Genomic DNA, 23933 nt, shown 5'->3' on the forward strand with positions numbered 1-23933 from the left:
TATCCGGCCATGGCCCTTCGGATCACCACGCTCGCGGAGCGCCCCGAGTTCGCCGCGACCCTGTGGGACATGGACAACGCCTGGCCGGAGTTCATGATGAAGGACCCCATCGCCGACTTCTTCTACGCCGTCGCCGACACGGTCTATCCCGCGTACGTCCTCGTCGCCGACGACGACGCCGAGCCCGGCCGGCTGGTCGCGCGGGGCTGCACGATGCCGTTCACGCTCACTGACGGCGAGCTGCCCGACGACGGCTGGGACGGCGTCATCCGGCGCGCCTGGCTGGCCCGCGAGCGCGGCGAGCGGCCCGGCCGGATCTCCGCGCTGGAGATCACCGTCCGCCGCGACCTGCTCGGCAAGGGCGTCTCGCCGCTCATGGTGGCCGCCATGCGCGACAACGCCGCCCGCCTCGGCTTCGACGAGCTGGTCGCCCCCGTACGGCCCAACCACAAGCACCGGGAACCGCACACCCCCATGGCGGAGTACGCCTTCCGCGCCCGCGCCGACGGGCTGCCGCACGACCCGTGGCTGCGGGTGCACGTACGCGCCGGCGGGAAGATCGTCAAGGTGGCGCCGCGCTCCATGACGATCGCCGGCACGCTCGCCGAGTGGCGCGCGTGGACCGGCCTGCCCTTCGACCGGCCCGGCCCCGTCGAGGTGCCGGGCGCGCTCAACCCCGTCCACGTCCAGCCCGAGCACGACCACGCCGTCTACGTCGAGCCCAACGTCTGGGTCAGCCACCCGCTCGGCTGACGATCAGGCGTTAGCGTTTCCGGCATGACGGAACTCCAGCCCAGATTGCGGGCCATCATCGACCTGATGGTCCCGGAAGCGCGCGAGTCAGGCGGACGGCACGAGTACGACGGCGCCGTCCAGGACCTGTCTCCCGAGGGCGTGCGCGCCGGCCTGGCCCGGCTCGGCGACGGCGACCTTCCGGGAGACCCCCACGACGCCCGCCACCTCCAGGTCTTCGAACAGGCCCTGCGGGTCCAGCTCGGCGAGCTCGAACTGCACCGCAGGAACCCGCTGTTCCACCTGTCCAACCTGGAGCTCGCCTGCTACGACCGCGACTACGCCCCCGAGGAGCGCCGCGCCGCCGCCCGGGCCGCCCACCTCGCGCGCTGGCCAGAAGCGGTACGGCACGCGCTCGCCGCGCTCGACCAGGTCAGCGCCCCCGTGGCGGCCTCCCTGCTCGGCGCGGTCAAGGGCCTGGCCGCGGGCATCACCGACCAGGCCGCCCTGGAGGCGCACGGCCGCCTGGTCGCGCACGTCGAACAAGCCGCCGAGCACGGCGACCCGGACGCCGCGCTCGGCGCGGACGCGCTGGCCCGGCTCATGGGCGCCACCGAAGGGCTGGAGGTCGACCTCGGCAGGCTGGCCGAGCGCGCCGACGCCGAACGCGAGCGCCTGACGGCCCGCCTCACCGACGCCTGCGACCGGCTCGGCCAGGGCGGCAGGCCGCCGCTCGACGTGGTCCGCGAGCTGGTCAAGCAGCACCCCGACATCGACGGCGTGATCGAGGCGGCCAGGATCGGCACCGAGAAGGCCATCGCGTTCACCCGCGAGAAGGACCTGGCCCCCTACCACGACGGCACCTGCCTGGTCGGCCTCGCCCCCGAGTCGCGCCGCTGGGCGATGGCCATGATGTCGTGGAACGCCCCCGGCGAGCCCGAAGGCCCGTCCTGGTACTACGTCACCCCGCCCGACCCGTCCTGGCCGGCGCAGGACGTCGAGGAGTGGCTGGAGGTCTTCAGCGACACCACGCTGCCCGCCATCAACGTGCACGAGGTCGCGCCCGGCCACTTCTCCCACGGCCTGGCCCTGCGCCGGGCCCGGTCCGACGTGCGGCGGCTGCTGCAGTCGTTCTCGTTCGCCGAAGGCTGGGCGCACTACGCCGAGGAGCTCTGCGTCGAAGAGGGCTTCGAGTCCGGCGACCCGCGCTTCGAGATCGGCGTCTGGGTGGAGGCGCTGATCCGCGTCACCCGGCTGGCCTGCGCGATCGGCGTGCACACCGGCGCGATGACGGTGGACGACGCGGCCGCCCGCTTCGCCGACCACACCCACCTGGCCGGCCCGGCCGCGATGGCCGAGGCCAGGCGGGCCACGTTCGATCCCACGTACGGCCGCTACACCTGGGGCAAGCTGGTCATCATGGACCTGCGCGAGCAGGCACGGCAGGCGTGGGGCGCCGGATTCACCCTCCAGCGGTTCCACAGGCACCTGCTCGACCTCGGGTCGCCGCCGCTGGGTCTGCTGTCGATAGACTGAGTTCACCGCATTCGCCTTTGGGGGGTTCTCTCGGTGTCTGAGTTCGACACGGTCCTGGTGGTCGACTTCGGCGCGCAGTACGCGCAGCTCATCGCCAGGCGGGTGCGCGAGTGCCACGTCTACTCCGAGATCGTCCCGTCGACCATGACGGTCGCGGAGATGATGGCGAAGAACCCCAAGGCGATCATCCTGTCCGGCGGCCCCTCGTCCGTCTACGCCGAAAACGCCCCCGCCGTGCCCCGCGGCCTGTTCGAGACCGGGGTGCCGACGTTCGGCATCTGCTACGGCTTCCAGGCGATGGCGCAGGCGCTGGGCGGCGAGGTGGCCCGCACCGGCGTCGCCGAGTACGGCGGCACCGCGCTGGAGGTGCTCGACGAAGGCGTGATCTTCGCGGGCCTCCCGGCGGCCCAGAAGGTGTGGATGTCCCACGGCGACAGCGTCGCCGCCGCCCCTGAGGGCTTCCTGGTGACCGCCTCCACGAGCGAGACCCCGGTCGCCGCCTTCGAGCACCCCGGCCGCGGCCTCTACGGGGTGCAGTTCCACCCTGAGGTGCTCCACAGCGAGCACGGCCAGCAGGTGCTCAAGCACTTCCTGGAGGCGGCCGGCTGCCGCCCCACCTGGACCATGCTCAACATCGTCGAAGACTCCGTCGAGGCGGTCCGCCGCCAGGTCGGCGAGGGCCGCGCCATCTGCGCCCTGTCCGGAGGCGTCGACTCAGCGGTGGCCGCCGCCATCGTCCAGCGCGCCATCGGCGACCGGCTCACCTGCGTCTTCGTCGACCACGGGCTGCTGCGCAAGGGCGAGGCCGAGCAGGTCGAGCGCGACTTCGTCGCCGCCACCGGCGTGCGGCTGCGGGTGGTCGACGCCTCCGACCGGTTCCTGAAGGCCCTCGAAGGGGTCTCCGACCCCGAGGAGAAGCGCAAGATCATCGGCCGGGAGTTCATCCGCGTCTTCGAGGACGAGCAGCGCGCCATCATGGCCGACGGACCGGTGGACTTCCTGGTGCAGGGCACGCTCTACCCGGACGTGGTCGAGTCCGGCGGCGGCACCGGCACCGCCAACATCAAGTCCCACCACAACGTGGGCGGGCTGCCGGAGGACCTGCAGTTCAAGCTGGTGGAGCCGCTGCGCACGCTGTTCAAGGACGAGGTGCGCCGGGCCGGCGAGGAGCTGGGGCTGCCGCCGGCGATGGTGTGGCGCCAGCCGTTCCCCGGGCCGGGGCTGGGCATCCGGATCGTCGGTGAGGTGACACGCGAGCGGCTCGACCTGCTGCGTGAAGCCGACGCGATCGCCCGTGAGGAGCTGTCGCGGGCGGGGCTCGACCGGGACATCTGGCAGTGCCCGGTGGTGCTGCTCGCCGACGTGCGGTCGGTGGGGGTGCAGGGAGATGGGCGTACGTACGGGCATCCGGTGGTGCTGCGGCCGGTGACGTCCGAGGACGCGATGACGGCCGACTGGTCGCGGGTGCCCTACGACGTGCTGTCGCGGATCTCCACGCGGATCACCAACGAGGTGCGCGAGGTCAACCGGGTGGTGCTCGACATCACGAGCAAGCCCCCGGGCACCATCGAGTGGGAGTGACCCCGCACCGGGCCACCTGACCAGGTCACCCTCCCTGCCTGCCCCGCAGGTCCACGACGAGCAGGTCGTTCTCCCAGAAGGCCGCCGTGCCGAGCGCCTCGCACGCGCCGACGAACCGCCGGCCGAGCCAGGAACGCTCCTCGCCTTCGGCCAGGACCGTGCGGCAGTAGTCGAGCTTGAGCGGCACCGCGCGCAGCCGTATCGGACCGAGCTCGTCCACGGTCACCAGGAACAGCAGCGACAGGTCGTTGCGCAGCTCCGGGTCCACCGCGTAGTCGTCGAGGAAGTCGCCCATGTCGTACAGGACCGGTGGCGCCACGCCGTGCGCGACGTGCGCGGAGTGACCGGCGATCAGCGTCGCCCCGGCGTCGGCCAGGACCGTGGCCGCGACGCGGATGTACGGGAGCGGCCCGGCCGTCATGTTGGGCCCCCAGTGCGGGCTGACCAGCACCGTATCGGCTTCCGTACGCATCCTCGCCACCGTGTCCGTCAGCCAGCCGGGAACGCCGGAGGGCAGGTCGGCGTAGGCGACGCCCGGCCGGTCGGGGGTGGCCGCATAGTCCTCCGGGTGGTCGGTCACGGAGATGACGGCGATCCGCAGCCCCCGCACGACGAGGACGACCGGCTCGCGCGCCTGGTCGAGAGCCGCGCCCGCGCCCGCCGTACGGATCTCCACGCGTTCGAGATGTGCGCGGGTGTCGAGCAGCGCGTCGTGGCCGTAGTCCAGCGCGTGGTTGTTGGCCAGCGTGACGCAGCTGACGCCGAGCTCGGCGAGCAGATCGGCGGCCTGCGGCGGAGCGCGGAAATGGAACACCTTGCCCGGCGCGAACCGCGAGCTGCCGCGAGCGGAGACGCAGCACTCCAGGTTGAGCAGGATGGCGTCGGCCTCGGACAGGTACTCCCGGACGCCGTCCGAGAAGAACGCATCCGGGTCGTGGGAATCGGCCAGCCGGTCCGCGACGCCCCGACCGAGCATCGTGTCACCCGCCAGCGCGAGCGTGACAGCCACGACCTCCTCCTGCCCCCGATGACGGGGTCGAACACAGCACGGCCGATCCCGGGACGCCGCGCGGAAGGAAGGCTCGCGCCGGGCCGAAAACCTGCCGCGACCTGCAACGACTCGCCATCCGGGGGTAGGGGGTCAGGTGGAAGCAGCAGCTACCTTCTCGGGGGAGGCACACATGAGCGCACCGGGAACTGACAAGAGGGTCCAGGACGTGATGCACCACGGGGCCGAGTGCATCGGCGAGCACGACAGCCTGCGCAAGGCCACGCGGATGATGCGCGACCTGTCGGTCGGCGCGCTGCCGATCTGCGGGGACGACGACCGGCTCAAGGGCATCATCACCGACCGCGACATCGTGATCGAGTGCTGCGCCGCGGACAAGGACCTCGACAGCACCACCGCCGGCGAACTCGCCCGCGGCCTCGTGTGGGTCAAGGCCGACAGCGGCGTCGAGGAGGCGCTGGAGAAGATGGGCCGGCACCAGGTCAAACGGCTGCCCGTGATCGACGACAGGCGGATCGTGGGCATGGTCAGCGAGGCCGATCTGGCCAAGGAACTGCCCGACGACAAGCTCGCGGACTTCGTCCACCGGATCTACACGCCCTCCTGACCCGGCCGGGCGCGGGGGCTCCGTCCTTACGGGGACCCCCGACGCCCCACCCGCCGGAGAGCGGGCCTTACTGTCACACCATGGAATTGCTGCGATATGTGGCCTTCAGCGAGCGCGTTGACGGAGGAAACCCCGCCGGAGTCGTCCTCGACGCCAGTGGTCTCGCCCCGGAGAGAATGCTGGCGATCGCCGAGGAGGTCGGCTACTCGGAGACCGCCTTTGTGACAGAACGGACCGACCGGACGCTCTCGGTCCGCTACTTCAGCCCGAAGGTGGAAGTGCCCTTCTGCGGCCACGCCACCATCGCGACGGCGGTGGCGTTCGCGGACGTACACGGGCCCGGAGACCTGCTCATGAACACCCAGGCCGGGCCGATCAAGGTGACGACCTCTGTGGATTCCGCCGGCCACACCGTCGCCACCCTGGTCAGCGTCCCGCCGCGCGTGGAGGCGATGAACGACACGCTCCTGGAGAACCTCCTGTCGGCCCTGGGCTGGTCGTCGTCCGACCTGGATCCCGCGCTGCCCCCCAGAGTGGCCAACGCCGGCGCCTCTCATCCGATCATCGCCGCCGCCACCCGCGAACGTCTCGCCGACCTCACCTACGACTTCCCTGCGCTGGCGGACTTGATGGCCCAGGCCGGCTGGACGACGATCGACCTCGTCTGGCGGGAACGGACCGACGTGTTCCACGCCAGGAACCCCTTCCCGCCAGGGGGCGTGGTGGAGGATCCGGCGACGGGGGCCGCCGCGGCGGCGTTCGGCGGCTATCTGCGCGCTCTCGGACTCCTCGCGTTGCCTGCCACCGTGACGGTCCACCAGGGCCACGACATGGGCCGCCCCAGCACCATCACGGTGTCGATCCCCGCGGACCCGGCGTGCGGGATCTCTGTCACGGGAACGGCGGTCGAGATCGCGTAGGCGAGAGGCGCGCCGGTGCGGATGAGCGGAGGCAGGCAGTCCTCCGTTCTCCTGATCCTTCGCGTGATACCGCAGGTCGTCTGGGATAGTGAGCGGGTGGGTACCGTTCACATCGAGGCCAAACCTGATCACCTGCTGCGCCTCGCCCGCCAGAAGGATCCGGTGGGCGCCGTCGTGGAGATGATCTGGAACGCCCTGGACGCGGAGGCGAGCCTCGTCACCGTCGATCTGGAGATCAACGAACTGGGCGGTGTCGAGTCGGTCAGCATCAGCGACGACGGCCACGGGATGCCGAACGCTTCGTGCAGGAGCTACTTCGGTGGCCTGGGCGGGTCGTGGAAGACGACGGCCAAGGTGTCACCCCAGCTCAAGCGTGGCCTGCACGGGCGGAGCGGGCAGGGCAGACTTCGCGTGTTCGCACTGGGCGGGCAGGTCCGGTGGGCCACGGTCGCGGAGGCGGCTGACGGGCGGATCGAGCGTACGGTCATCAGCGGCTCCGTCGACAGCCCTGCGGACTTCGACATCTCCCAGCCGGAGCCCGTTCAGCTTCCGTGCGGGACGCGTGTCGAGGCGTCCGTGCCGGCGGACTTCGTGGGCCGCCTCACTCAGGACGACACCGCCCAGCAACTGGCTTCGACGTTCGCGCCCTTCCTGGCCGCCAACCCCGACGTGCGGATCGTCTACCAGGGCACGCCTCTCGATCCGGCCACGGTCTGGACCGATGTGGCCGAATACCCGCTGCCCTGGCCGGACTCGGATGGGTACGCGGCGCCGGTGGTGCGCGTCATCGAATGGCCGAAGGACGTCGGCCGTGTCCTCGCTCTTTGTGACACCAATGGTGTCGTCCTCGACGACGTCTCACCGGGCATTCAGGCGCCCGGCTATCACTTCACGGCCTACCTGCTCTGGGACGGTTTCGTCGAACGCCGGGACGACCTGTCCTTGGCGGAGCTTGACGAGATCGCCCCGCTTCTGGCAATCGCCAGAGACACTCTCCGCACCCATTTCAAGCAACGCGAGCAGGAACGCCGGGCCAGGTTGATCCAGGAGTGGAAGACCGAGGGTGTCTACCCGTACTCAGCTGGACCGGTCGAGCCCGCGCGGGCAGTCGAGCGTGAGCTGTTCGACGAGGTGGCGACCAGGATCGCCCGCCGACTGCCCGGCGTGACACAGAGCAAGAGGACCACCCTGCGGCTTCTCCGGGAGATCATTTCTCATGATCCGAGCGGGCTGTACCCCGTGCTGGATGAGCTGTTCCGGCTGCCTCAGCCAGAGCAGGAAGAGCTCAAGCGCATTCTTCAGAGGACCAGCCTCGCCGAAGTGATCAAGGCCACGAGCCAGGTCACCGATCGGCTCGACTTCCTCGCCGCGCTCAAGAAGCTCGTCTTCGAGCCGGAGGTCAGCAGGACGCTCAAGGAACGGAGCGAACTCCACAAGATCCTGGAGCGTGAGACCTGGATCTTCGGTGACGCCTACACGCTGATGGTGAGCGATCAGAGCCTGGACACCGTGCTCAAGCGGCATCTCATGGCACTGGGCCGTGAGCCTGGGAACGGTCAGCTCCATCCAGTGCGCCGCGAAGACGGCAGAACAGGCATTGTCGACCTCATGCTGGGCCGGGCGCATCGGGGGACCTTCGGCCGCGAGCACCTGGTGGTCGAGCTCAAGGCGCCCAAGGTCAAGATCGGTCAGGTGGAGGTCGCACAGATCAAGAGCTATGCCAAGGCCGTCGTCGGCGACCCACAGTTCCATGACGCACGAGTGTCCTGGGACTTCTGGGTCGTCTCCACGGAGATGGACGACGTGGTCAGAGAGGACGCGAGCGCACCGCATCTTCCACCCGGTTGCATCGCCGAATGGAAGAACGGCGTCCGCATCTGGGCGCGGACCTGGAGTGAGATCATCGACGACTGCGAGGATCGCCTCCACTTCTATCGCGACCGGCTGAACCACGATCCGGCCGCCGAGCATGCCGTGGAATACCTCCGCCGCGTCCATGCGGATGTCACGCCGGCGGCTGCCACGGTTTCGACCTCACCTCGTTGACCTCACCTCGTTGACCTCACCTCGTTGACCTCACCTCGTTCACCTCACCTCGTCAGGCGGACAGGAACAAGGAGATCATCGGGCGGCTCGTCGACCGGCTCGGCGACTGATCCTTGGTGCCAGGGCTGCGGCTGGTTTGACTATAAGATCCTTTATGGTTCGAAATGCCGCTTTCCGGATCCTGGTTGCCTCCGCGCACCGATGCGCGCGCCACGTGCGCCACTTGATCAGGGCGGTATGAAAGGTCGGGCAAGGAGGAGGGGGCCTCATGCCGCAGCACGATCCCTACGGGCACGCCGGACAGCCGCCTGAGCAACGGAGAGGGCCGGTGCCGCCGCCGGACGGCGGGCCTTGGGGTCCTCCGCCCGGGCAACAGGGACACCAATCCCCGTGGGACACGACTCCACAGGGCGGTCACCCGCAGGCCGGTCACCCGCAGGCCGGTCACCCGCAGGCCGGTCACCCGCAGGGCTCATACCCGCAGGCCGGTTACCCGCCAGCCGCGCCGTATCCGGGGCAGGTTCCGCCTGGGTACGCCGGGACGCCTGGCCATCCACCGGCCTATCCGGGGGCGGGTGCGCCCGGTCACCCCGGCGGTCCGCCGATGCCGCCTCAGGTTCCGGGACCGCCTCACTTCCCGTACGGGCCAGGAGCGCCTGGGCCCATGCCGACCGGCCGCAAGGGACGCTCCGGAGGACGCGGGCCGCTGATCGCGGTGGTCGCCGTGGTCAGCGTGATCCTGGTCGTCGCCGTGGGGGCCGGCCTCGTCTGGATGGCCGTCGGGAGTGGCGACGTCGAACTCTCGGTCGCCGGCGGTGACGACGAGATGGAGATCGCCTGGACCAAGGAGTCCAGGGAGGAGCGGCTGGGCGGCGGTTCGGAGCCGGTCGCGACGTACGCCACCTGGCTGACGGGAGATTTCGTCATCCGGGCCTCGACCGACGGCGTCGCGGCGTACCGGGTGGCGGACGGCACGCCGGCGTGGACCGTCCCGGTGCCGGACGGCGCGCGGATGTGCACGGCCGCCACCACCGCGTCCGGGGACCGGGGAGTGATCGCCTACGGCGGCGGACGCTGCGACCGGCTGGGAGTGATCGACCTCAAGGCCGGAAAGCTCGCCCGCACCATGAAGGTGCCGATGCCGAAGAACGCGGGGCAACAGCCGGAGGTGACGCGCCTCGTCGTCGCGGGCGATGTGGCCGTGGTCGACGACGAGGGCGCCATGACCGCCTTCGGGATCTCCGACGGCCGGCAGCGGTGGCGCCAGGCTGACGGCGACTGCCGGGGGGACGTATGGGCGATGGGGGACAAGCGGCTCGTCTCCGACCGACGCTGCATCTCGAAGAGGGGGACGTTCCTGGTCACGTACGACCCGGCGACCGGCAAGGAGTTGACCGAGACGTTCCTGGGCGACCGGACGGTCGTGCTGAACGTCGTCTCCCATGACCCTGTCGTGGCCGTGACCGGCACCGGAGCGCCGATACCGACCGTGGTCGCACTCGACGCCGCGGGCGAGAAGACCGCCGAGATACCGGCGGAGGCGGCCGGGCGGGACCTCCAGGTGCTCGGCACGACCTCGCTCACCTCGTCGGCCGCCATCGACCAGCCCTCGATGGTCGTACACGGCGACACGCTCTATGCGGTGAACAAAGCGGCCGACCCGTGGGCCATGGTCGCGTTCGACCTGACCACCGGGAAACAACGGTGGACTGAGAAGGGCAACCAGGGCGAAACGAAGATCATCCGGGTCGATGACCGGGGCGTGTGGGCACTGCAGACCGGAGGCGGAGCTGGCTACCTGGTGGTGACCGACCACAAGACCGGCGAGACCTCGGTCGTCAAGGAGGGCGCGCTGACGCCCGCGTGGTCATCGACCAAGTCCAGCCAGGTGTTCGAGCGCCAGGGGACACTGGTGGTGACGCCGACCTCACGCGAGATCGATGTCGTGCCCTCCCTCACCGTGCTCCGCTGAGGGCCGGCCTGGGGATTTCGGTCTGCCGGGTGGTGGACGGCGCCGGCAAGGGACTCACGAACTCCTCCGATCCTTTTCGTCGCCTGGACGCGTCATAAGGATTGAGGCCTTGCCGAACGGTCAGATTGAGCTATTTCGATAGCGACATGAGCGATATGTGAGGTAGCCTGCAAGGCTCTGTTTGATCAGTGATCATGATGAACGGGTGGGGCGCTCATGACGAGCACGCACATCGAGGAGTTGTCGGAACACTCGTCCAACTTCGGATTTCTCCTGCCCCACGAGCCCATGCTCGTTCTGGATGGCGCCTCCGCCGAATCCCACGTCTACACCGACCCCGACGTGGCGCTGTACAAGGCCAGGCGCTTCGCCGAGATCCTGGCCAAGCTGCTGGTCAGGCTCACCAACACTACGGTCCAACAGAACAATCAGAATGCTCGCATCCTCGCCTTGACCCGGGCCGGGGTTCTGGTTCCGTCAATCAGCCAGGCATTTCATCAGGTCCGCGACTCCGGAAACCAGGCTGTCCACACCCATTACGGGGATGTCCGGGTAGCCCTTAATTGCGTCAAAATCTGCTTCGAACTGGGAGTTTGGTTCCATCGGGCGCTTTGTCCGGATGATGAGCGTACTTTCGCGTTTGTCCCACCGCCCGAACCCGCCACGACGAAGGCCGAGAACGCCGCTGAGCAGACACAGCTCGACCAGCTTCGCGCCGAGCTCGAAACTCACCGCGAGCGCCTGGCAGAGGTTCTGCTCACCCGGGACGAGAAGGCGACGCTGCTGGAGGCCGAGGCGCGCGCTCGCGCACAAGCCCAGGAGGCCCTGGAACGAGCGAACGCGGAGCGCGATCGCCTGAATCTGCTTCTGAAGCAGATGGATGACCGCATGACGGACATGAGGCGCTCGTTCGATGAGAACCTCAAGAAGATCAAGAAGCCGACTCCGGCTGAGCGCGACAATCTCATCGCGCGTGCGGTGCGGGTCGCCCGTCAGCCTCGTACGGAACGGGAGGTCCGTGAAGAGGTCGACCGGATGCTCGTCGCCGCCGGCTGGCTCATCCAGGACGCTGGCCGGGAAAACCTGTACGCAGGCGACGGCGTGGCCGTCCGTGAGGCGCACACCGCGCGCGGCCCCGCCGACTATCTCCTCTACGTGGAGCGCAAGCTGGTCGGGGTGGTCGAGGCCAAGCGTGAGGGCACGGCGCTGCGAGCGGTCGAGGGCCAGTCGGCGCGCTACGCCAGTGGCCTGACGGCGTCCCAGCAGATGCAGGCTTGGCGCATCCCGCTCCCGTTCCGCTATGAGACGACCGCGACCGAGACGCACTTCACCAACACTCTCGACCCCAACCCCCGCGCCCGGGAGGTCTTCTCCTTCCACCGGCCCGAGACGCTGGCCCGCTGGATGCGCGCGGCCGACGAGGACCCGGCGGCCCCGACGCTCCGCGCCAAGCTGCACCGCGGCCTGCCCGAGTTGCTCACCAAAGGACTCCGGCCGGCGCAGGAGCGAGCCGTCCAAGGGCTGGAGCAGTCGCTACGACGGAACGAGCCGCGCTCCCTGATCCAGATGGCGACGGGAGCCGGCAAGACCTACACCGCCGTCACCTCCTCCTACCGCCTGCTCAAGCACGCTGGAGCGTTCCGAGTTCTGTTCCTGGTGGATCGGAACAATCTGGGCAAGCAGGCCCTCACCGAGTTCACCAACTACCTCACGCCCGACGACGGCCGGAAGTTCAGCGAGCTGTTCAACGTGCAGCGGTTGGCGGGCGCCGACATGCTCGGCTCCTCCAAGGTCGTGATCTCCACGGTCCAACGCCTGTACGCGATGCTCAAGGGCAGGGACGTGCCGTCGCCGGACGCGGAGTACGAGGAGTTCGACTCGTACGACGTCGATGAGGTCGTCGGCGTGGAGTACAACCCGGACGTGCCGCCGGAGACGTTCGACCTGATCGTCGTGGACGAGTGTCACCGCTCGATCTACGGGCTCTGGCGGGCGGTGCTGGAGTACTTCGACGCTTTCGTCGTCGGCCTCACGGCCACGCCGGTGGCCCAGACCTTCGGCTTCTTCCATCAGAACCTGGTCAGCGAGTACACGTACACGGAGGCCGTCGCCGACGGGGTCAACGTCGACTTCAACGTCTACCGGATCCGCACGGAGATCGGGGAGAACGGCGCGACCATCCCACCGGGCATCGTGGTGCCCAAACTCGACCGCAAGACGCGAGAGCAGCGGTACGAGGAACTCGACGACGAGTACGCGTACACCAGCCGCCAGCTCGCTCGGAAAGTCATCAGCAGGGGCCAGCTCAAGCTGGTGCTGGAGACGTTCCGGGACCGGCTGTTCACCGAGATCTTCGCTCGCCAGCCCGGCCAGCCCGAGCGGAGGTACGTGCCCAAGACGCTCATCTTCGCCGTGGACGAGAACCACGCCGAGGAGATCGTCGACACCGTGCGCAAGGTGTTCAACCAGAGCAACGAGTTCTGCCAGAAGATCACCTACACGGTGAAGAACTCCGACAAGCTGATCGCCGCCTTCCGCAACAGCCCCGAACTGCGCATCGCCGTCACCGTCAACATGATCGCCACCGGAACTGACATCAAGCCCCTCGAATGCGTCTTCTTCCTCAACGAGGTGAAGAGCTGGGCCATGTTCGAGCAGATGAAGGGCCGCGGGGCACGCAGTATCGACCCTGACGAACTGCGCTCGGTCACGCCCGACGTCGCGGCCAAGGACCGGTTCGTCCTGGTGGATGCGGTCGGCGTCACGGACTCCGAGCGGGTGGACGCCTCACCACTGGAGAAGCAGACAGAGAAGCAGATCAGCCTCGCCAAGCTGCTCAAGAAGGCCGGCACGCTCGGCCTTTCCTTGGACGAGGCCTCCACGCTCGCCTCCCGGATCTCCCGCCTGAACAAGCAGATCACGCCCGAGGAGCGCGCCGAGTTGGAGCAACTCGCAGCACGGCCGCTGACCGAGGTAGTGCGGAGCCTGTCACGCTGCAACGACCCCGACGTGATCGAGGAGGCCCGGCGGTCCGGGCCGGGCTGGGAACACCGGCTCATCGAGGAGGCAGCCCGACCGCTGGCCGACCCCGAATTCCGGCAGCGGCTGCTGGACATCCGGCGGGCGCACGACATCGTGTACGACGAGGTCAACGCCGACTCGCTGCTCGAAGCCGGGGGAGTGGAGCGCAGCAAGATCGCTGAACGGGTCGTCACCTCGTGGGCCGCCTACGTCAAGGAGCACCGGGACGAGTTGACGGCACTGGAAGTCGCCTACCGCACGGGGCAGAGCGGGCGCGAGGTGTACCGGCAGCTCAAGGAGCTTTCCTCACGGCTCGCCCGGCCGCCGTACCAGTGGACGCCTGACCGGCTGTGGGAGGCGTACGAGGTCCTCGGTAAGACGGCCGCCAGGCCGGGGGTACGGTACGGTGCTGCCGACCTCATCCAACTCATCCGGTACGAACTCGGCCTGGCCGAAGGAGAGCCGAGACCGCACCGCAGCGTCGTCGAAGAGCGCTTCGCCGCCTGGCTCGTCCGGCAGGAGCAGGCCGGGGTGCGGTTCACCGGGGAGCAGGTGTGGTGGCTGGAGCGAATCAGAGATGTGGTCGCGACGAGCGCCACCTTCGACCACAATGACTTGGACGAAGTACCGTTCACCGAACGCGGCGGCACCGACGGGTTTCTCCGAGTGTTTGGTGACGACCAAGCGGAAACCATCCTCACCGATCTGAATCGAGACCTCACCGCATGACCGATTTGCCTTCCGGCTGGGAACGAGTTTCTGTGGCCGACATAGCTGACGTGCAGGGCGGAATCCAGAAACAGGCCAAGCGGCGTCCTGTGAAGAACAAGTATCCCTTTCTACGTGTGGCGAATGTGGGACGAGGTAAGCTCAACCTGAAAGATGTCCACGAAATTGAGCTTTTCGAGGGCGAGATCGAAAGGTTTAGACTTCGCCCTGGCGACCTGCTTGTAGTTGAAGGAAATGGGAGTCCGAAAGAGATAGGTCGTGCTGCGATGTGGCATGGGGAGATTGGAGACTGCGTCCATCAAAATCATTTGATCCGGGTACGACCGACCAGTGCCGTATTGCCGAAATATTTGGAGCTCGCTTGGAGCTCTCCGGATATTGTATGGCAACTCCGAAGAACGGCGAGCTCGACTAGTGGGCTTTTCACGCTCAGCACTTCCAAAATAAAATTAATTCAAGTGTCTATCCCGCCCCGCGAGGAGCAGCAGCGCATTGTTGATATTCTAGAAAGTCAGCTCTCGCGTTGCGGGGCTGCGGTTTCTCTACTACTCGGAATTATGAAGCGGATTGATGCGCTGAGAGATCGAGTGATGGAAGCAGCTTCTCTGGGCAGGCTACTCGAAGTGAACTCGGAAAGCTTTGCTGCCCCGCCCGCTCCTGCTGGCGTGCTTGACGGAGATCTTCCGCGTCTCCCCAATGATTGGCGCTGGCTAAGGCTCGGTGATATCGCTGAAGTTGTTGGCGGGGTGACGAAGGATTCGAAGAAACAGTCCGACCCGAACTTGCCTGAGGTGCCTTACCTTAGAGTCGCCAATGTTCAGAGAGCTCGGCTGAATCTCTCAAGCATATCGTATATCAGAGTTTCTGCGGCAAAAGCGGACCAGTTGATGCTACGGCGAGGCGACGTTCTTCTCAATGAAGGTGGAGATCGGGATAAGCTTGGCCGCGGATGGATTTGGGAAGACCAGATTCCGGGTTGCATTCATCAAAATCATGTTTTCCGCGCTCGCCTACTCGATAAAATTCTCCATCCGAAACTTTTGGCCTGGCATGCCAACGGTTTCGGAAGGACTTGGTTTGAGCGAAATGGGAAGCAAAGTGTTAACTTGGCCTCCATTGGCCTATCGAAAATAAAGATGTTTCCCGTCCCTATTCCTCCGCCGGCTCTACAAGAAAAACTTGTTGCTGAAGCCGAGCGACACTTGTCCATTCTTGATGACGCTGAGGCGGCAGTCCGCAGGGCACTCCTTCAAGCCGATCATCTCCGACGATCCCTATTGTCTGAGGCGTGTTCCGGGCGCTTGACATCGCAGGCGTCTGAGGATGAGCCAGCATCTGAATCGTTGTACCGGGCCCAGGTCAAACGAGCAACTAAGCATGACAGCAAGGCAGGGAAGATCAAAAAAAGTTCGGTCGTGCGGCGGAGCACAGTGCCGAACACCGTAGTGAGCTCAATAGATGATGTTGAGCCAACAATTATGAAGGGCACTCCTGTGCAGGAGACACTACTTTGAGCACTGTGGAAACTAGACGGCTAGTCGCCCAGCTGTGGAACTATTGTGATGTTCTTCGGGATGACGGTGTCTCCACAATCGACTATGTGGAACAACTGACGTATCTGCTTTTCTTGAAGATGGCGCATGAACGGGCGAGTAGGCGATTCAACGCCGATGATTCGCTTGCAGGCGTCGCTGCTCGTTGGCAAGCGTTGATCGATGCCGAGGCTGACGAACTGGAAGGCGCATACCGGCGTACGTTGCACGATCTAGGACGTCAGCCGGGCACACTCGGAGTTATCTTTCGCAAGGCACAGAATAGGATCCAGGATCCAGCCAAACTGAAGCGGCTGATCGTCGACCTAATCGACAAGGAGAACTGGTCGAGCCAAGGGGCCGATGTCAAGGGTGATGCCTATGAGGAATTGCTGGCGAGAGGGGCTGAAGACATCAAGACTGGCGCTGGACAGTACTTCACACCACGTGCGTTGATCTCCACGATGGTGGACTGTGTCCAGCCAGGGCCGAACGACACGATCGCCGATCCAGCATGCGGCACTGGCGGCTTCCTCCTTGCTGCGCATGAGTATATCGTCGAGCGTCATGGCTCCACACTCACCCCCGAGCAGCGCGCTGGCCTCAATTCGGGCGCCATTAGCGGAACCGAACTCGTGGATGGCACCGCCCGGCTTGCGGCGATGAATATGTTGGTCCACGGAATCGGTAAGCCTAACGGCCCTTCGCTGATCGATGTTCGAGACGGACTGGCTGAAGCGCCGGCACGGCACTACAGCGTGGTGCTGGCCAATCCGCCGTTCGGCAAGAAGTCCTCTATCACGGTGATCGGTGAGAACGGCCGAGCGGACCGGGAGGCGATCTCCTACACCCGGCAAGATTTTTGGACCACCACGACGAACAAACAGCTCAACTTCGTCCAACACATCGCCTCGATGCTCGCCATTCCGGGCAGGGCCGCAGTGGTCCTCCCTGACAACGTGTTGTTCGAAGGCGGGGCAGGCGAGACGGTACGTGACCGACTGCTCAAGCAGTTCGACGTCCACACGCTGCTGCGGCTGCCGACCGGCATCTTTTATGCCGGCGGAGTCAAGGCCAACGTCCTGTTCTTCGACAAGAAGGAAGCTCGCCCAGGCCGCCCGTGGACGGAGACACTCTGGGTGTACGACTTCCGGATCGGCCAGCACTTCACACTCAAGCAGAACCCCCTCCGCCGTGAGCACCTGGACGACTTCGTCAAGTGCTACCGGCCCGGCGAGCCGCGCTCGACCCGAGTCGAGACTGAGCGATTCCGCCCGTTCAGCTATGACGAGTTGATCGCGCGAGACAAGGTCAACCTCGACATCAGCTGGTTGAAGGACCCAGCCCTGGAGGATGCCGACTCGCTGCTTCCGCCGGAGGTGATCGCGCAGGAGATCGTGGAGGACTTGGAGGCGGCCTTGAGCGAGTTCGCGGCCATCGCAGAGGCGCTGCAACAGTCTCGGACGAAGACTTCCGGGTCTTGATTCCTTTCCAAGCAGACGGCTCGCCGATCAGATCGGCGAGCCGTAGGGGCTGGCGGTGAACCGGGTAGTCAGGGCAGGTCGAACTCGCCGCCCTTGACGCCGGAAACGAAGGCTTTCCACTCGCTTGGATTGAAGACCAACGTCGGCCCGTGAGGGTCCTTGCTGTCGCGTACGGCCACGATGTCGGGAAGGTTGTCAGCCACTTCGACGCAGTCTCCACCTGTTCCGTTGGAGAGGCTCGACTTTCGCCACTTCAGGCGACTGGCATGCTCAGGGTTCTCGTCGTGCCCATGGTTCATGATGCGCCTCCTGCTGCCTGTTCGATCAGGCGTCGGGTCTCATCGGGTCCCAGTGCCGTTGCCCGCAGGTGATCGAATAGCCGGTTGTAGGCATTTACGTCATTCGGGGCTTCCAGGTAGATACTTCCCCTCCAGTACTCCACGTACACGACATCTGGATCCGACGGTTTGGGGAACTTCATGATGCGAAACCCGCCGTTCATGGCCGGATGGACGCCGCTGTCGAAGGCCAGCACCTGGATGTTGATCGTGTTCTGCCACGAGAGCTCAAGCAGGTGTCGTAGTTGACGCTGCATGGCCTTTTTGCCTCCGACCTCCCGTCGAATGACCGCTTCGTTCAGCACCATCCACATCTCGGGAGGGTTTGCCGACGTCAGAAGCTCTTGGCGCTTCATCCGGATGGAGAGGTTCTGGGCGATTTCTTCCTCGGGCGGCAGAATCGGTTCGGCCCCTATCACGGCGCGTCCGTACTCCTCCGTCTGGAACAGTCCGGGTACGTACTCGGTTTCGTAACCGGAGATAGATGACGCGTCCTCTTCGAGGCCCACGTAGCTCTGGAAGTACTCGGGGATCGTGTCGGAGAGTTTGTCCCACCAACCGCGTTTCCGGGCATCGCGGGCCAGTTGAAGAAGGACTTCCCTGGTGTGTGCGGGCACCTCGTAGATCTCCAGCAGCATGGTCACGTCGGCAATGCGCGCACCGACCAGGGCTGCCTCGATGCGTGTGATGGTAGGCGCCGAACACCCCATTCGCTCCGCGACCGCGTCGCGGGACATGCCCTTCTCCTTGCGCAGGCTGCGCAAGACGGCGGCCAAGCGGCGCTGGCGGGCCGATGGGCTGCGGTGAGCTGGCATGTAACCTCCCGGGGAAGAGCCTTACCGATCTTGGATATAAAACTGAACCAGGTGCATTCCGCTAACCGTCTTGCGCTTAGAGTAAGTGATGAGTCACACTCTGCGAGGGTCAATGCTTTGATTGGCGCAGGTCTCTTGGCGGCTGAGACGGGGCGCCGTAGACCTGCACCAGGTGCAGCCTGCTCGCGACAGTCGCGGCCTGCTGGATCGGCTCCGCGCGAAGGGCGGTTGGATCGATGCGACGCAAGCGAAGGCAGGACGATCTGGAACGTTCCACAGTGCCCCGAGAGCAGGAGCAGTTCCACTATTTGGTGCAACTTGCGTGGGATCTCGCGAGGCGCGGTCTGGCTGTTTCGGTGCAGTTGCCGAGGCGCGACGAGCCGTGCGTCGCGGTCCAGCGGGAGTCCGGGCCCTTGCTCGTACGGGCTTCTCCGCGGGGTGAGAGATGGGTCTTCTCATGGGGACGAGGGCGCGACCGGAGGGTGGATGCGGGGGACGAGAGTGCGTGCGAGCGGGTCTGGGAGGTGGCGCAGTGAGTGATCGGGCTCTGGTGGACCTGACGATCCCGGGAAGCGCGGCTTGGGTCTGCTTGGTTCGCCGCTGGGTCGCCGACGCCCTGACGGTGGCAGGGCATCGCGAGGTGGATGGCGCCCGGCTCATCGCGAGCGAACTGTCGGGGAATGCCGTGCTGCACACCGAGTCGGGGCGGCCGGGCGGACTGGTGAGAGTGAAGGTCTTCGGCGTTACCGACTCGCTGGCCAGGATCGAGGTGATCGATGAGGGGGCGGCCACGGTTCCTCTGCCTCGCCGGTCCGGCGACGAGGAGTGCGGCGGTCGCGGGCTCTGGCTGGTGCAACAGACTGCGATCAGATGGGGTACCCGAACCGTTCCGAAGCGATGGAACCTGGTGTGGGCCGAGGTGTCCACGCTGGAAGCGCTCGACATGGGTGACCTGGAAGGCGTGGAAGAGGTTCCAGCATGACTCCTGACTTCCACGGGCCTCACGCCGACGCCGGTGGGTTCGATGCCGGGCCGGTCGACTGGCGCGATCCGTTGCCGCGCTTCTGTCGAGTCCGCGCTGCTTTCTGGCCGGTGAGGCCGGTTGGCTCTATTGAGGGTGAAGCGGCGGACCGCGCGTGGTGCTCCAGGGCGGTGAGGCGAACGGCGACCAGGCCGCGCGCCTTGGGCTGGACGAACCGTGGCGGGCCCCGCACCCGGCGGGGCCCGTCCACGTCAGTCGCAGGTCAGGAGGGTCTTGCCGAGGGTCGTGCGGGCGGCGACGGCCGCGTGCGCGTCGGCCGCGCGCTCCAGCGGGAACGTCTGCCCGACGTGCGGTCTGAGCCGCCCGGCCGCGGCCTCGGCCAGTGACCGCCCGATCAGCTCCCGTACGCGGTCGATTCCCGGCGGCCCGTCCCCGATCCCGATCACTCGCACGTCGCGGGCGGCGGCCTCCTCGGCGGTGAAGTCGGCGAACGTGCCACCGGCGGAGCCGTAGGCGAAGAACACGGCGCCGCTCGCCGCCGCCTCCAGCGCCTGCCTGCCGAGGGCGCCGCCCGCGCCGTCGAACACCGCCCGCACGCCGCCGGTCTGTTCGCGCACCCGTTCGGCCCAGCCCTCCTCGGTGTAGTCCACGGCGTCCTCGGCGCCGGCCTCGCGCGCCAGGTCCAGCTTGGCCCGGCCGCGCGCCGCCCCGATCACCCGCGCCCCCGCCGCCGTCGCGAGCTGGGTGATCACGACGCCCAGGCTGCCGCCCGCGGCGGTGACGAGCACGGCGTCGCCCGGTCCCACGCCGGACGCGTCCACCAACCCCAGGGCGGTCGGGCCGTCGTGCAGCAGGGCCAGCGCCTCGTGCGGGCCGAGCCCGGCCGGGATCTCCACCACGGACCCGGTGCGGGCGACCGCCTTCGTGGCGTATCCGCCGACCGGGGCGAGGATGGGGCTGCCCTCGCTGATGGGCTTCCCGGTACGGGCGACGACCCGCCGCCCGGCCCACCCGGGGTCCACGCCCTCCCCGGTGGCCACGACCGTGCCGGTCACTCCGTCGCCCGGCACGTACGGCGGCTTCACCGGGAAGAAGCCCTCACCCCAGCCCGCTCTCAGCTGGGTGTCGAGGAACAGCACGTCCACGGCCGTCACCTCGATCAGGACCTCGTCGGGCCCGGCGACCGGGTCGGGGGCGTCCCGTGCCACCAGCACCTCGGGGCCACCGAACGCCGTCACTTCGACGATGCGCATGCCACTTCCTCCGCCTCAGGCTGTCGGTTCTGTGACTGACAGCCTGCGACCTCAAGCAAAGTCGAGGTCAAGGGGCGATGGCCGGGCTGCCGCCGCCGTCTATCGCGGCCTGGCCCGCGCCTTCGCCGACCCCGTCGAGGCGACCCAGCGGCAGAGACCTAGCGTGGTGTGTTTCCTCACGACTATGATGATCTAGCTCGGGTCCAGTCTGTGGTTTCACGGTAGGGAGCACCCGACTGTGGCTGGTGCGGCGACTCCCGGCGCCGGTGCGCCGCGGCTGATGGCGGTGCCCGCGTTCGTGGGCCGCGAGTCCGAGCTCGCCGCGTGCCGGCGGGCGCTGGCCGGGGACCCGGCGATCGTGCTCGTCGAGGGCGAGGCCGGGGTCGGCAAGAGCCGCCTGCTGCGGGAACTGCTGAGCACGCGCCCGGACCGCTGCCTGGTGGCCTTCTGCCCGCCGTTCCGCGAGCCGTACACGCTGGGCCCGGTGGTCGACGCGGTCCGCCAGGCCGTCGGCAGCGTCGCCGGGCTGGGGCTGAGCGCGCTCGCCGGGGCGCTGCGGCCGCTGTTCCCCGAGTGGGCGGACGAGCTGCCACCCGCGCCGGAGCCTTCCGAGGACGCCCGCGCCGCCCGTCACCTGCTCTTCCGCGCGCTCGACGAGGCGTTGGACCGGCTGCGGGTGTCGGTGCTGGCGGTGGAGGACGCCCACTGGGCCGATGAGGCCACGCTGGAGTTCCTGCTGTTCCTGGCCGCCCGGCACCCGTTGCGGACCGGTCTGGTCGTGACCTACCGCCCGGACGACGTGCCGCAGACCTCGTTGCTGCTGCGGTTGTCGTCCCGGCTGCCGGCGACGGGGCTGCGGCTCACGCTGCAACCCCTGGACGTGGCGCGAACCGGCGCCCTCGTGTCGTCGATGCTGGACGACGAGCCCGTCTCTCCGGCCTTCGCCCAGTTGCTGCACCGGCACACCGACGGGGTGCCGCTGGCCGTCGAGGAGTCGGTGCGCCTGCTGTACGAGCGCGCGGACCTGACCCGCATGAACGGGGAGTGGGCGCGGCGCAAACTGGCGCGCATCGACGTGCCGCCGACCGTGCGGGACGCGGTTCTCGAACGGGTCGCGCGGCTCCGCCCGGCCGCGCGGGCCGTCCTCCAGGCGGCGGCCGTGCTGTCCGCCCCGGCGGACGAGACCACCCTCGCCGCCCTGGTCCACAAGCCGGGCGAGCGCCGACCCGAGGACCGCAGGCCGGACGCTCTCGGGCCCGACCGCCGCAGGCCCGACGGTCTCGCGCTGGACGGCCTGGCGGGGCCGCTGGACGGCCTGGCCGAGGCGCTGGCCTGCGGGCTGCTGCGCGAGGACGGCGGGTCGCTGTCGTTCCGGCACGTGCTCGCCTCCAGGGCCGTGTACGAGGCGATCCCGCCGCCGCGCCGCCGGGCGATGCACCTGAGAGCGGGCCGCGCCCTGGCCTCACGGACGCCGCTCCCGGTGTCGCAGCTGGCCCGCCACTTCCGTGAGGCGGGGGACGTGGCCGCCTGGCGGCGCCACGCCGAGCGGGCCGCCTGTCTCGCTCTGGCCGCCGCCGACGAGGCCGGCGCCGCTTCCCTGCTGTACGACCTGATCACCCATCCGGCCTCGCCCCCTGCCGACGCCGCCCGGCTGGTCGCCGCGATCCCGTTCTCGTCCTTCACCGGTGACGACCGCTTCCAGGGGCTGGTCCGGAGCCTGCGGTCCGCGCTCGAGCCGGGCAGGCTGCCGCCCGAGGACGCGGCGGAAACCCGCTACCAGCTCGGCCGCGTACTGATGATCATGGAGGAGTACGAGGCGGGCCGGGCCGAGCTGAAGAAGGCGGTCGCCCACCTGCCGCCGGGCTCCCTGAGCGCCGCGCGGATCATGACCTACCTCGGCTGGCCGCGCGAGCCGTCCACGCCCGCGGCCACGCACCTGCGCTGGTTGCGCCGTGCGGCCGAGGCCGCCGACTCGGTGCCGGCGGGCGAGCGGCTCAACCTCCTCGTCGAGCGCGCCACCGCGCTTCTGATGCTGGGCGAGGAAGAGGGGTGGGCGGAGACGCGCCGGATGACCCGCGAGCCGGCCGACGCGGAGGAGGCGCGCCACCTCGGCAAGGGCCTCCTGAACCTCGGCGACGCCGCGGTGCGCTGGGGCCGCCACGCGGACGCCGCGCGCTATCTGGCGCGGGCCGAGCTGATCACCGAGCGCCACGGGTTTCTCCGCTACCGGGACGTCATCCTGGCGACGCGCCTGCATCTCGACTGGTACGAGGGCCGCTGGCGAGGGCTCGCCGACCGGGCCGCCGGCCTGATGGACAACGAGGCGGTGCAGCCGGTGACGAGGCTGGAGGCCATCCTGGTGGCCGCGTTGCTGCGCGCGGCGGCGGGTGACGACGGGGCGGGTGAGCGGTTCGAGCACGTGCTGGCGGAAAGCCGGCGGTACGGCGCCGTCGAGCTCCTGGCCGAGCCCGCGGCGGCCCTGTGCGGGTTGCTGCTCGCGCGCGGAGACGCGGGGCGGGCGCTGCGGGTCACCGACGAGCCCGTGCGGCAGGCGGCGGAGAAGGGGATCTGGCTGTGGGCGGCCGACCTCGCCCCCGCCCGCGTCCGGGCGCTGGCCGCCGCCGGACGGACGGACGAGGCCGGCGAGCTGGTCGACGCGTTCGCCGCCTGGGTGCGCGGCCGGGACGCGCCGGCGTCCTGGGCGGGGCTGGTGCTGTGCCACGCGATCCTCGACGAGGTACGTGCCGGTCCCGCGGAGGCGGCGGCCGCGTACGGTCGCGCGGCGGACGCCTGGCAGCGGCTTCCGCGGCCCTATGACGCGCTGCTGGCCCAGGAGCGGCAGGTCGCCTGCCTGCTGGCGGCCGGTGAGACCGGGACGGCCCTTCCGCTCGCCCGGCTGGTGCTCCAGGGACTCACCGCGCTCGGCGCCCGCGCGGCGGCGGAGCGGGTGGCCGGCCTGCTGCGCGATCACCACGTGGAGGTGCGCGGGCGCGGTCGGCGCGGCTACGGCGACCAGCTCTCGCCCCGGGAGCTGGAGGTCGTCCGCCTGCTCGCCACCGGCAAGACCAACCGGGAGATCGCGGCAGTCCTGTCGAGGTCCCCGAGAACGGTCGCCGCGCAGGTCAACTCGGCCATGCGCAAGCTCGGGGTCAACTCCCGCACGGCGCTCGCGGTCGGCGCCGTCGAGGCCGGTCTCGTCTCCTGACCGCGAACCGGGGCCTTCTGTCATTTATTAGGTCATCCAACCCATGACAAGGGTGGCGAACGCGCGCAAGCTCGCTGCGTGAAGACCCCTCCGAGCGACCTTCGGGATGACTCTCCGGCCGATGAGGACGCGCCGCCCGAAGCCGAGGCCGAGAAAGAAGCGGCCGAAGAC

Annotated in this window: 16 protein-coding genes; 12 read left to right on the forward strand and 4 right to left on the reverse strand. The window is 68.2% G+C overall.

The window, feature by feature from the left end:
* Positions 1-9: 9 nt before the first annotated feature.
* The 3 genes from ACQEUU_RS07775 to guaA are packed head-to-tail and all read left to right on the forward strand — an operon-like array spanning position 10 to position 3849.
* On the forward strand, positions 10-753 hold the full coding sequence (locus ACQEUU_RS07775; RefSeq protein WP_433062191.1) for an N-acetyltransferase: 744 nt from the start codon (positions 10-12) through the stop codon (positions 751-753).
* 24 nt (positions 754-777) lie between these two features.
* Complete coding sequence (locus ACQEUU_RS07780) at positions 778-2268, forward strand: DUF885 family protein (protein WP_433062194.1); 1491 nt, start codon at positions 778-780, stop codon at positions 2266-2268.
* A gap of 33 nt (positions 2269-2301) precedes the next feature.
* Complete coding sequence (gene guaA / locus ACQEUU_RS07785; RefSeq protein WP_433062197.1) at positions 2302-3849, forward strand: glutamine-hydrolyzing GMP synthase; 1548 nt, start codon at positions 2302-2304, stop codon at positions 3847-3849.
* A 25-nt stretch (positions 3850-3874) separates the two neighbouring features.
* Here the strand turns inward: guaA and ACQEUU_RS07790 are convergent, their stop codons facing one another.
* Positions 3875-4858, reverse strand: coding sequence for a CapA family protein (locus tag ACQEUU_RS07790; RefSeq protein WP_433062200.1), 984 nt, complete (start codon positions 4856-4858; stop codon positions 3875-3877).
* Positions 4859-5030: 172 nt separating this feature from the next.
* Between ACQEUU_RS07790 and ACQEUU_RS07795 the strand changes: the two genes are divergently transcribed.
* From ACQEUU_RS07795 to ACQEUU_RS07825, 7 genes are all read left to right on the forward strand, one after another.
* Positions 5031-5465: a CBS domain-containing protein gene (locus tag ACQEUU_RS07795; protein ID WP_433062202.1), complete on the forward strand. Its 435-nt coding sequence runs from the start codon at positions 5031-5033 to the stop codon at positions 5463-5465.
* Between the two features lie 80 nt (positions 5466-5545).
* On the forward strand, positions 5546-6385 hold the full coding sequence (locus ACQEUU_RS07800) for a PhzF family phenazine biosynthesis protein (protein ID WP_433062204.1): 840 nt from the start codon (positions 5546-5548) through the stop codon (positions 6383-6385).
* Positions 6386-6481: 96 nt separating this feature from the next.
* On the forward strand, positions 6482-8431 hold the full coding sequence (locus ACQEUU_RS07805) for an ATP-binding protein (RefSeq protein WP_433062206.1): 1950 nt from the start codon (positions 6482-6484) through the stop codon (positions 8429-8431).
* Between the two features lie 664 nt (positions 8432-9095).
* A complete protein-coding gene (locus ACQEUU_RS07810; protein ID WP_433062209.1) occupies positions 9096-10403 on the forward strand; it encodes a PQQ-binding-like beta-propeller repeat protein in 1308 nt (435 codons plus the stop codon).
* A gap of 216 nt (positions 10404-10619) precedes the next feature.
* On the forward strand, positions 10620-14153 hold the full coding sequence (locus tag ACQEUU_RS07815; RefSeq protein WP_433062212.1) for a DEAD/DEAH box helicase family protein: 3534 nt from the start codon (positions 10620-10622) through the stop codon (positions 14151-14153).
* Positions 14150-15667 carry a restriction endonuclease subunit S gene (locus ACQEUU_RS07820; protein ID WP_433062214.1) on the forward strand — a complete coding sequence of 506 codons (1518 nt, stop codon included), beginning with the start codon at positions 14150-14152 and terminating at the stop codon, positions 15665-15667. The genes ACQEUU_RS07815 and ACQEUU_RS07820 overlap by 4 nt, the downstream gene beginning before the upstream one ends.
* A 5-nt stretch (positions 15668-15672) precedes the next feature.
* Positions 15673-17169, forward strand: coding sequence for an N-6 DNA methylase (locus ACQEUU_RS07825; protein WP_433071775.1), 1497 nt, complete (start codon positions 15673-15675; stop codon positions 17167-17169).
* 68 nt (positions 17170-17237) lie between these two features.
* Here ACQEUU_RS07825 and ACQEUU_RS07830 read toward each other — a convergent pair whose 3' ends face one another.
* Both ACQEUU_RS07830 and ACQEUU_RS07835 read right to left on the reverse strand, forming a co-directional pair.
* Positions 17238-17468: a DUF397 domain-containing protein gene (locus ACQEUU_RS07830; RefSeq protein WP_433062217.1), complete on the reverse strand. Its 231-nt coding sequence runs from the start codon at positions 17466-17468 to the stop codon at positions 17238-17240.
* Complete coding sequence (locus ACQEUU_RS07835) at positions 17465-18322, reverse strand: helix-turn-helix domain-containing protein (RefSeq protein WP_433062220.1); 858 nt, start codon at positions 18320-18322, stop codon at positions 17465-17467. The genes ACQEUU_RS07830 and ACQEUU_RS07835 overlap by 4 nt, the downstream gene beginning before the upstream one ends.
* Before the next feature lie 532 nt (positions 18323-18854).
* Between ACQEUU_RS07835 and ACQEUU_RS07840 the strand changes: the two genes are divergently transcribed.
* The gene (locus ACQEUU_RS07840) at positions 18855-19304 is read left to right on the forward strand and encodes an ATP-binding protein (protein WP_433062223.1); all 450 of its coding nucleotides are present in this window, start codon (positions 18855-18857) and stop codon (positions 19302-19304) included.
* Positions 19305-19555: 251 nt separating this feature from the next.
* Here the strand turns inward: ACQEUU_RS07840 and ACQEUU_RS07845 are convergent, their stop codons facing one another.
* Positions 19556-20557: a zinc-binding dehydrogenase gene (locus tag ACQEUU_RS07845; protein WP_433062227.1), complete on the reverse strand. Its 1002-nt coding sequence runs from the start codon at positions 20555-20557 to the stop codon at positions 19556-19558.
* A gap of 238 nt (positions 20558-20795) precedes the next feature.
* Here ACQEUU_RS07845 and ACQEUU_RS07850 point away from each other — a divergent pair, with 238 nt between their 5' ends.
* Positions 20796-23762: an ATP-binding protein gene (locus ACQEUU_RS07850; RefSeq protein ID WP_433062230.1), complete on the forward strand. Its 2967-nt coding sequence runs from the start codon at positions 20796-20798 to the stop codon at positions 23760-23762.
* The last annotated feature ends 171 nt before the right edge of the window (positions 23763-23933 follow it).

This window comes from Nonomuraea sp. CA-218870 (assembly GCF_050936535.1).
Classification (GTDB): Bacteria; Actinomycetota; Actinomycetes; order Streptosporangiales; family Streptosporangiaceae; genus Nonomuraea; species Nonomuraea corallina.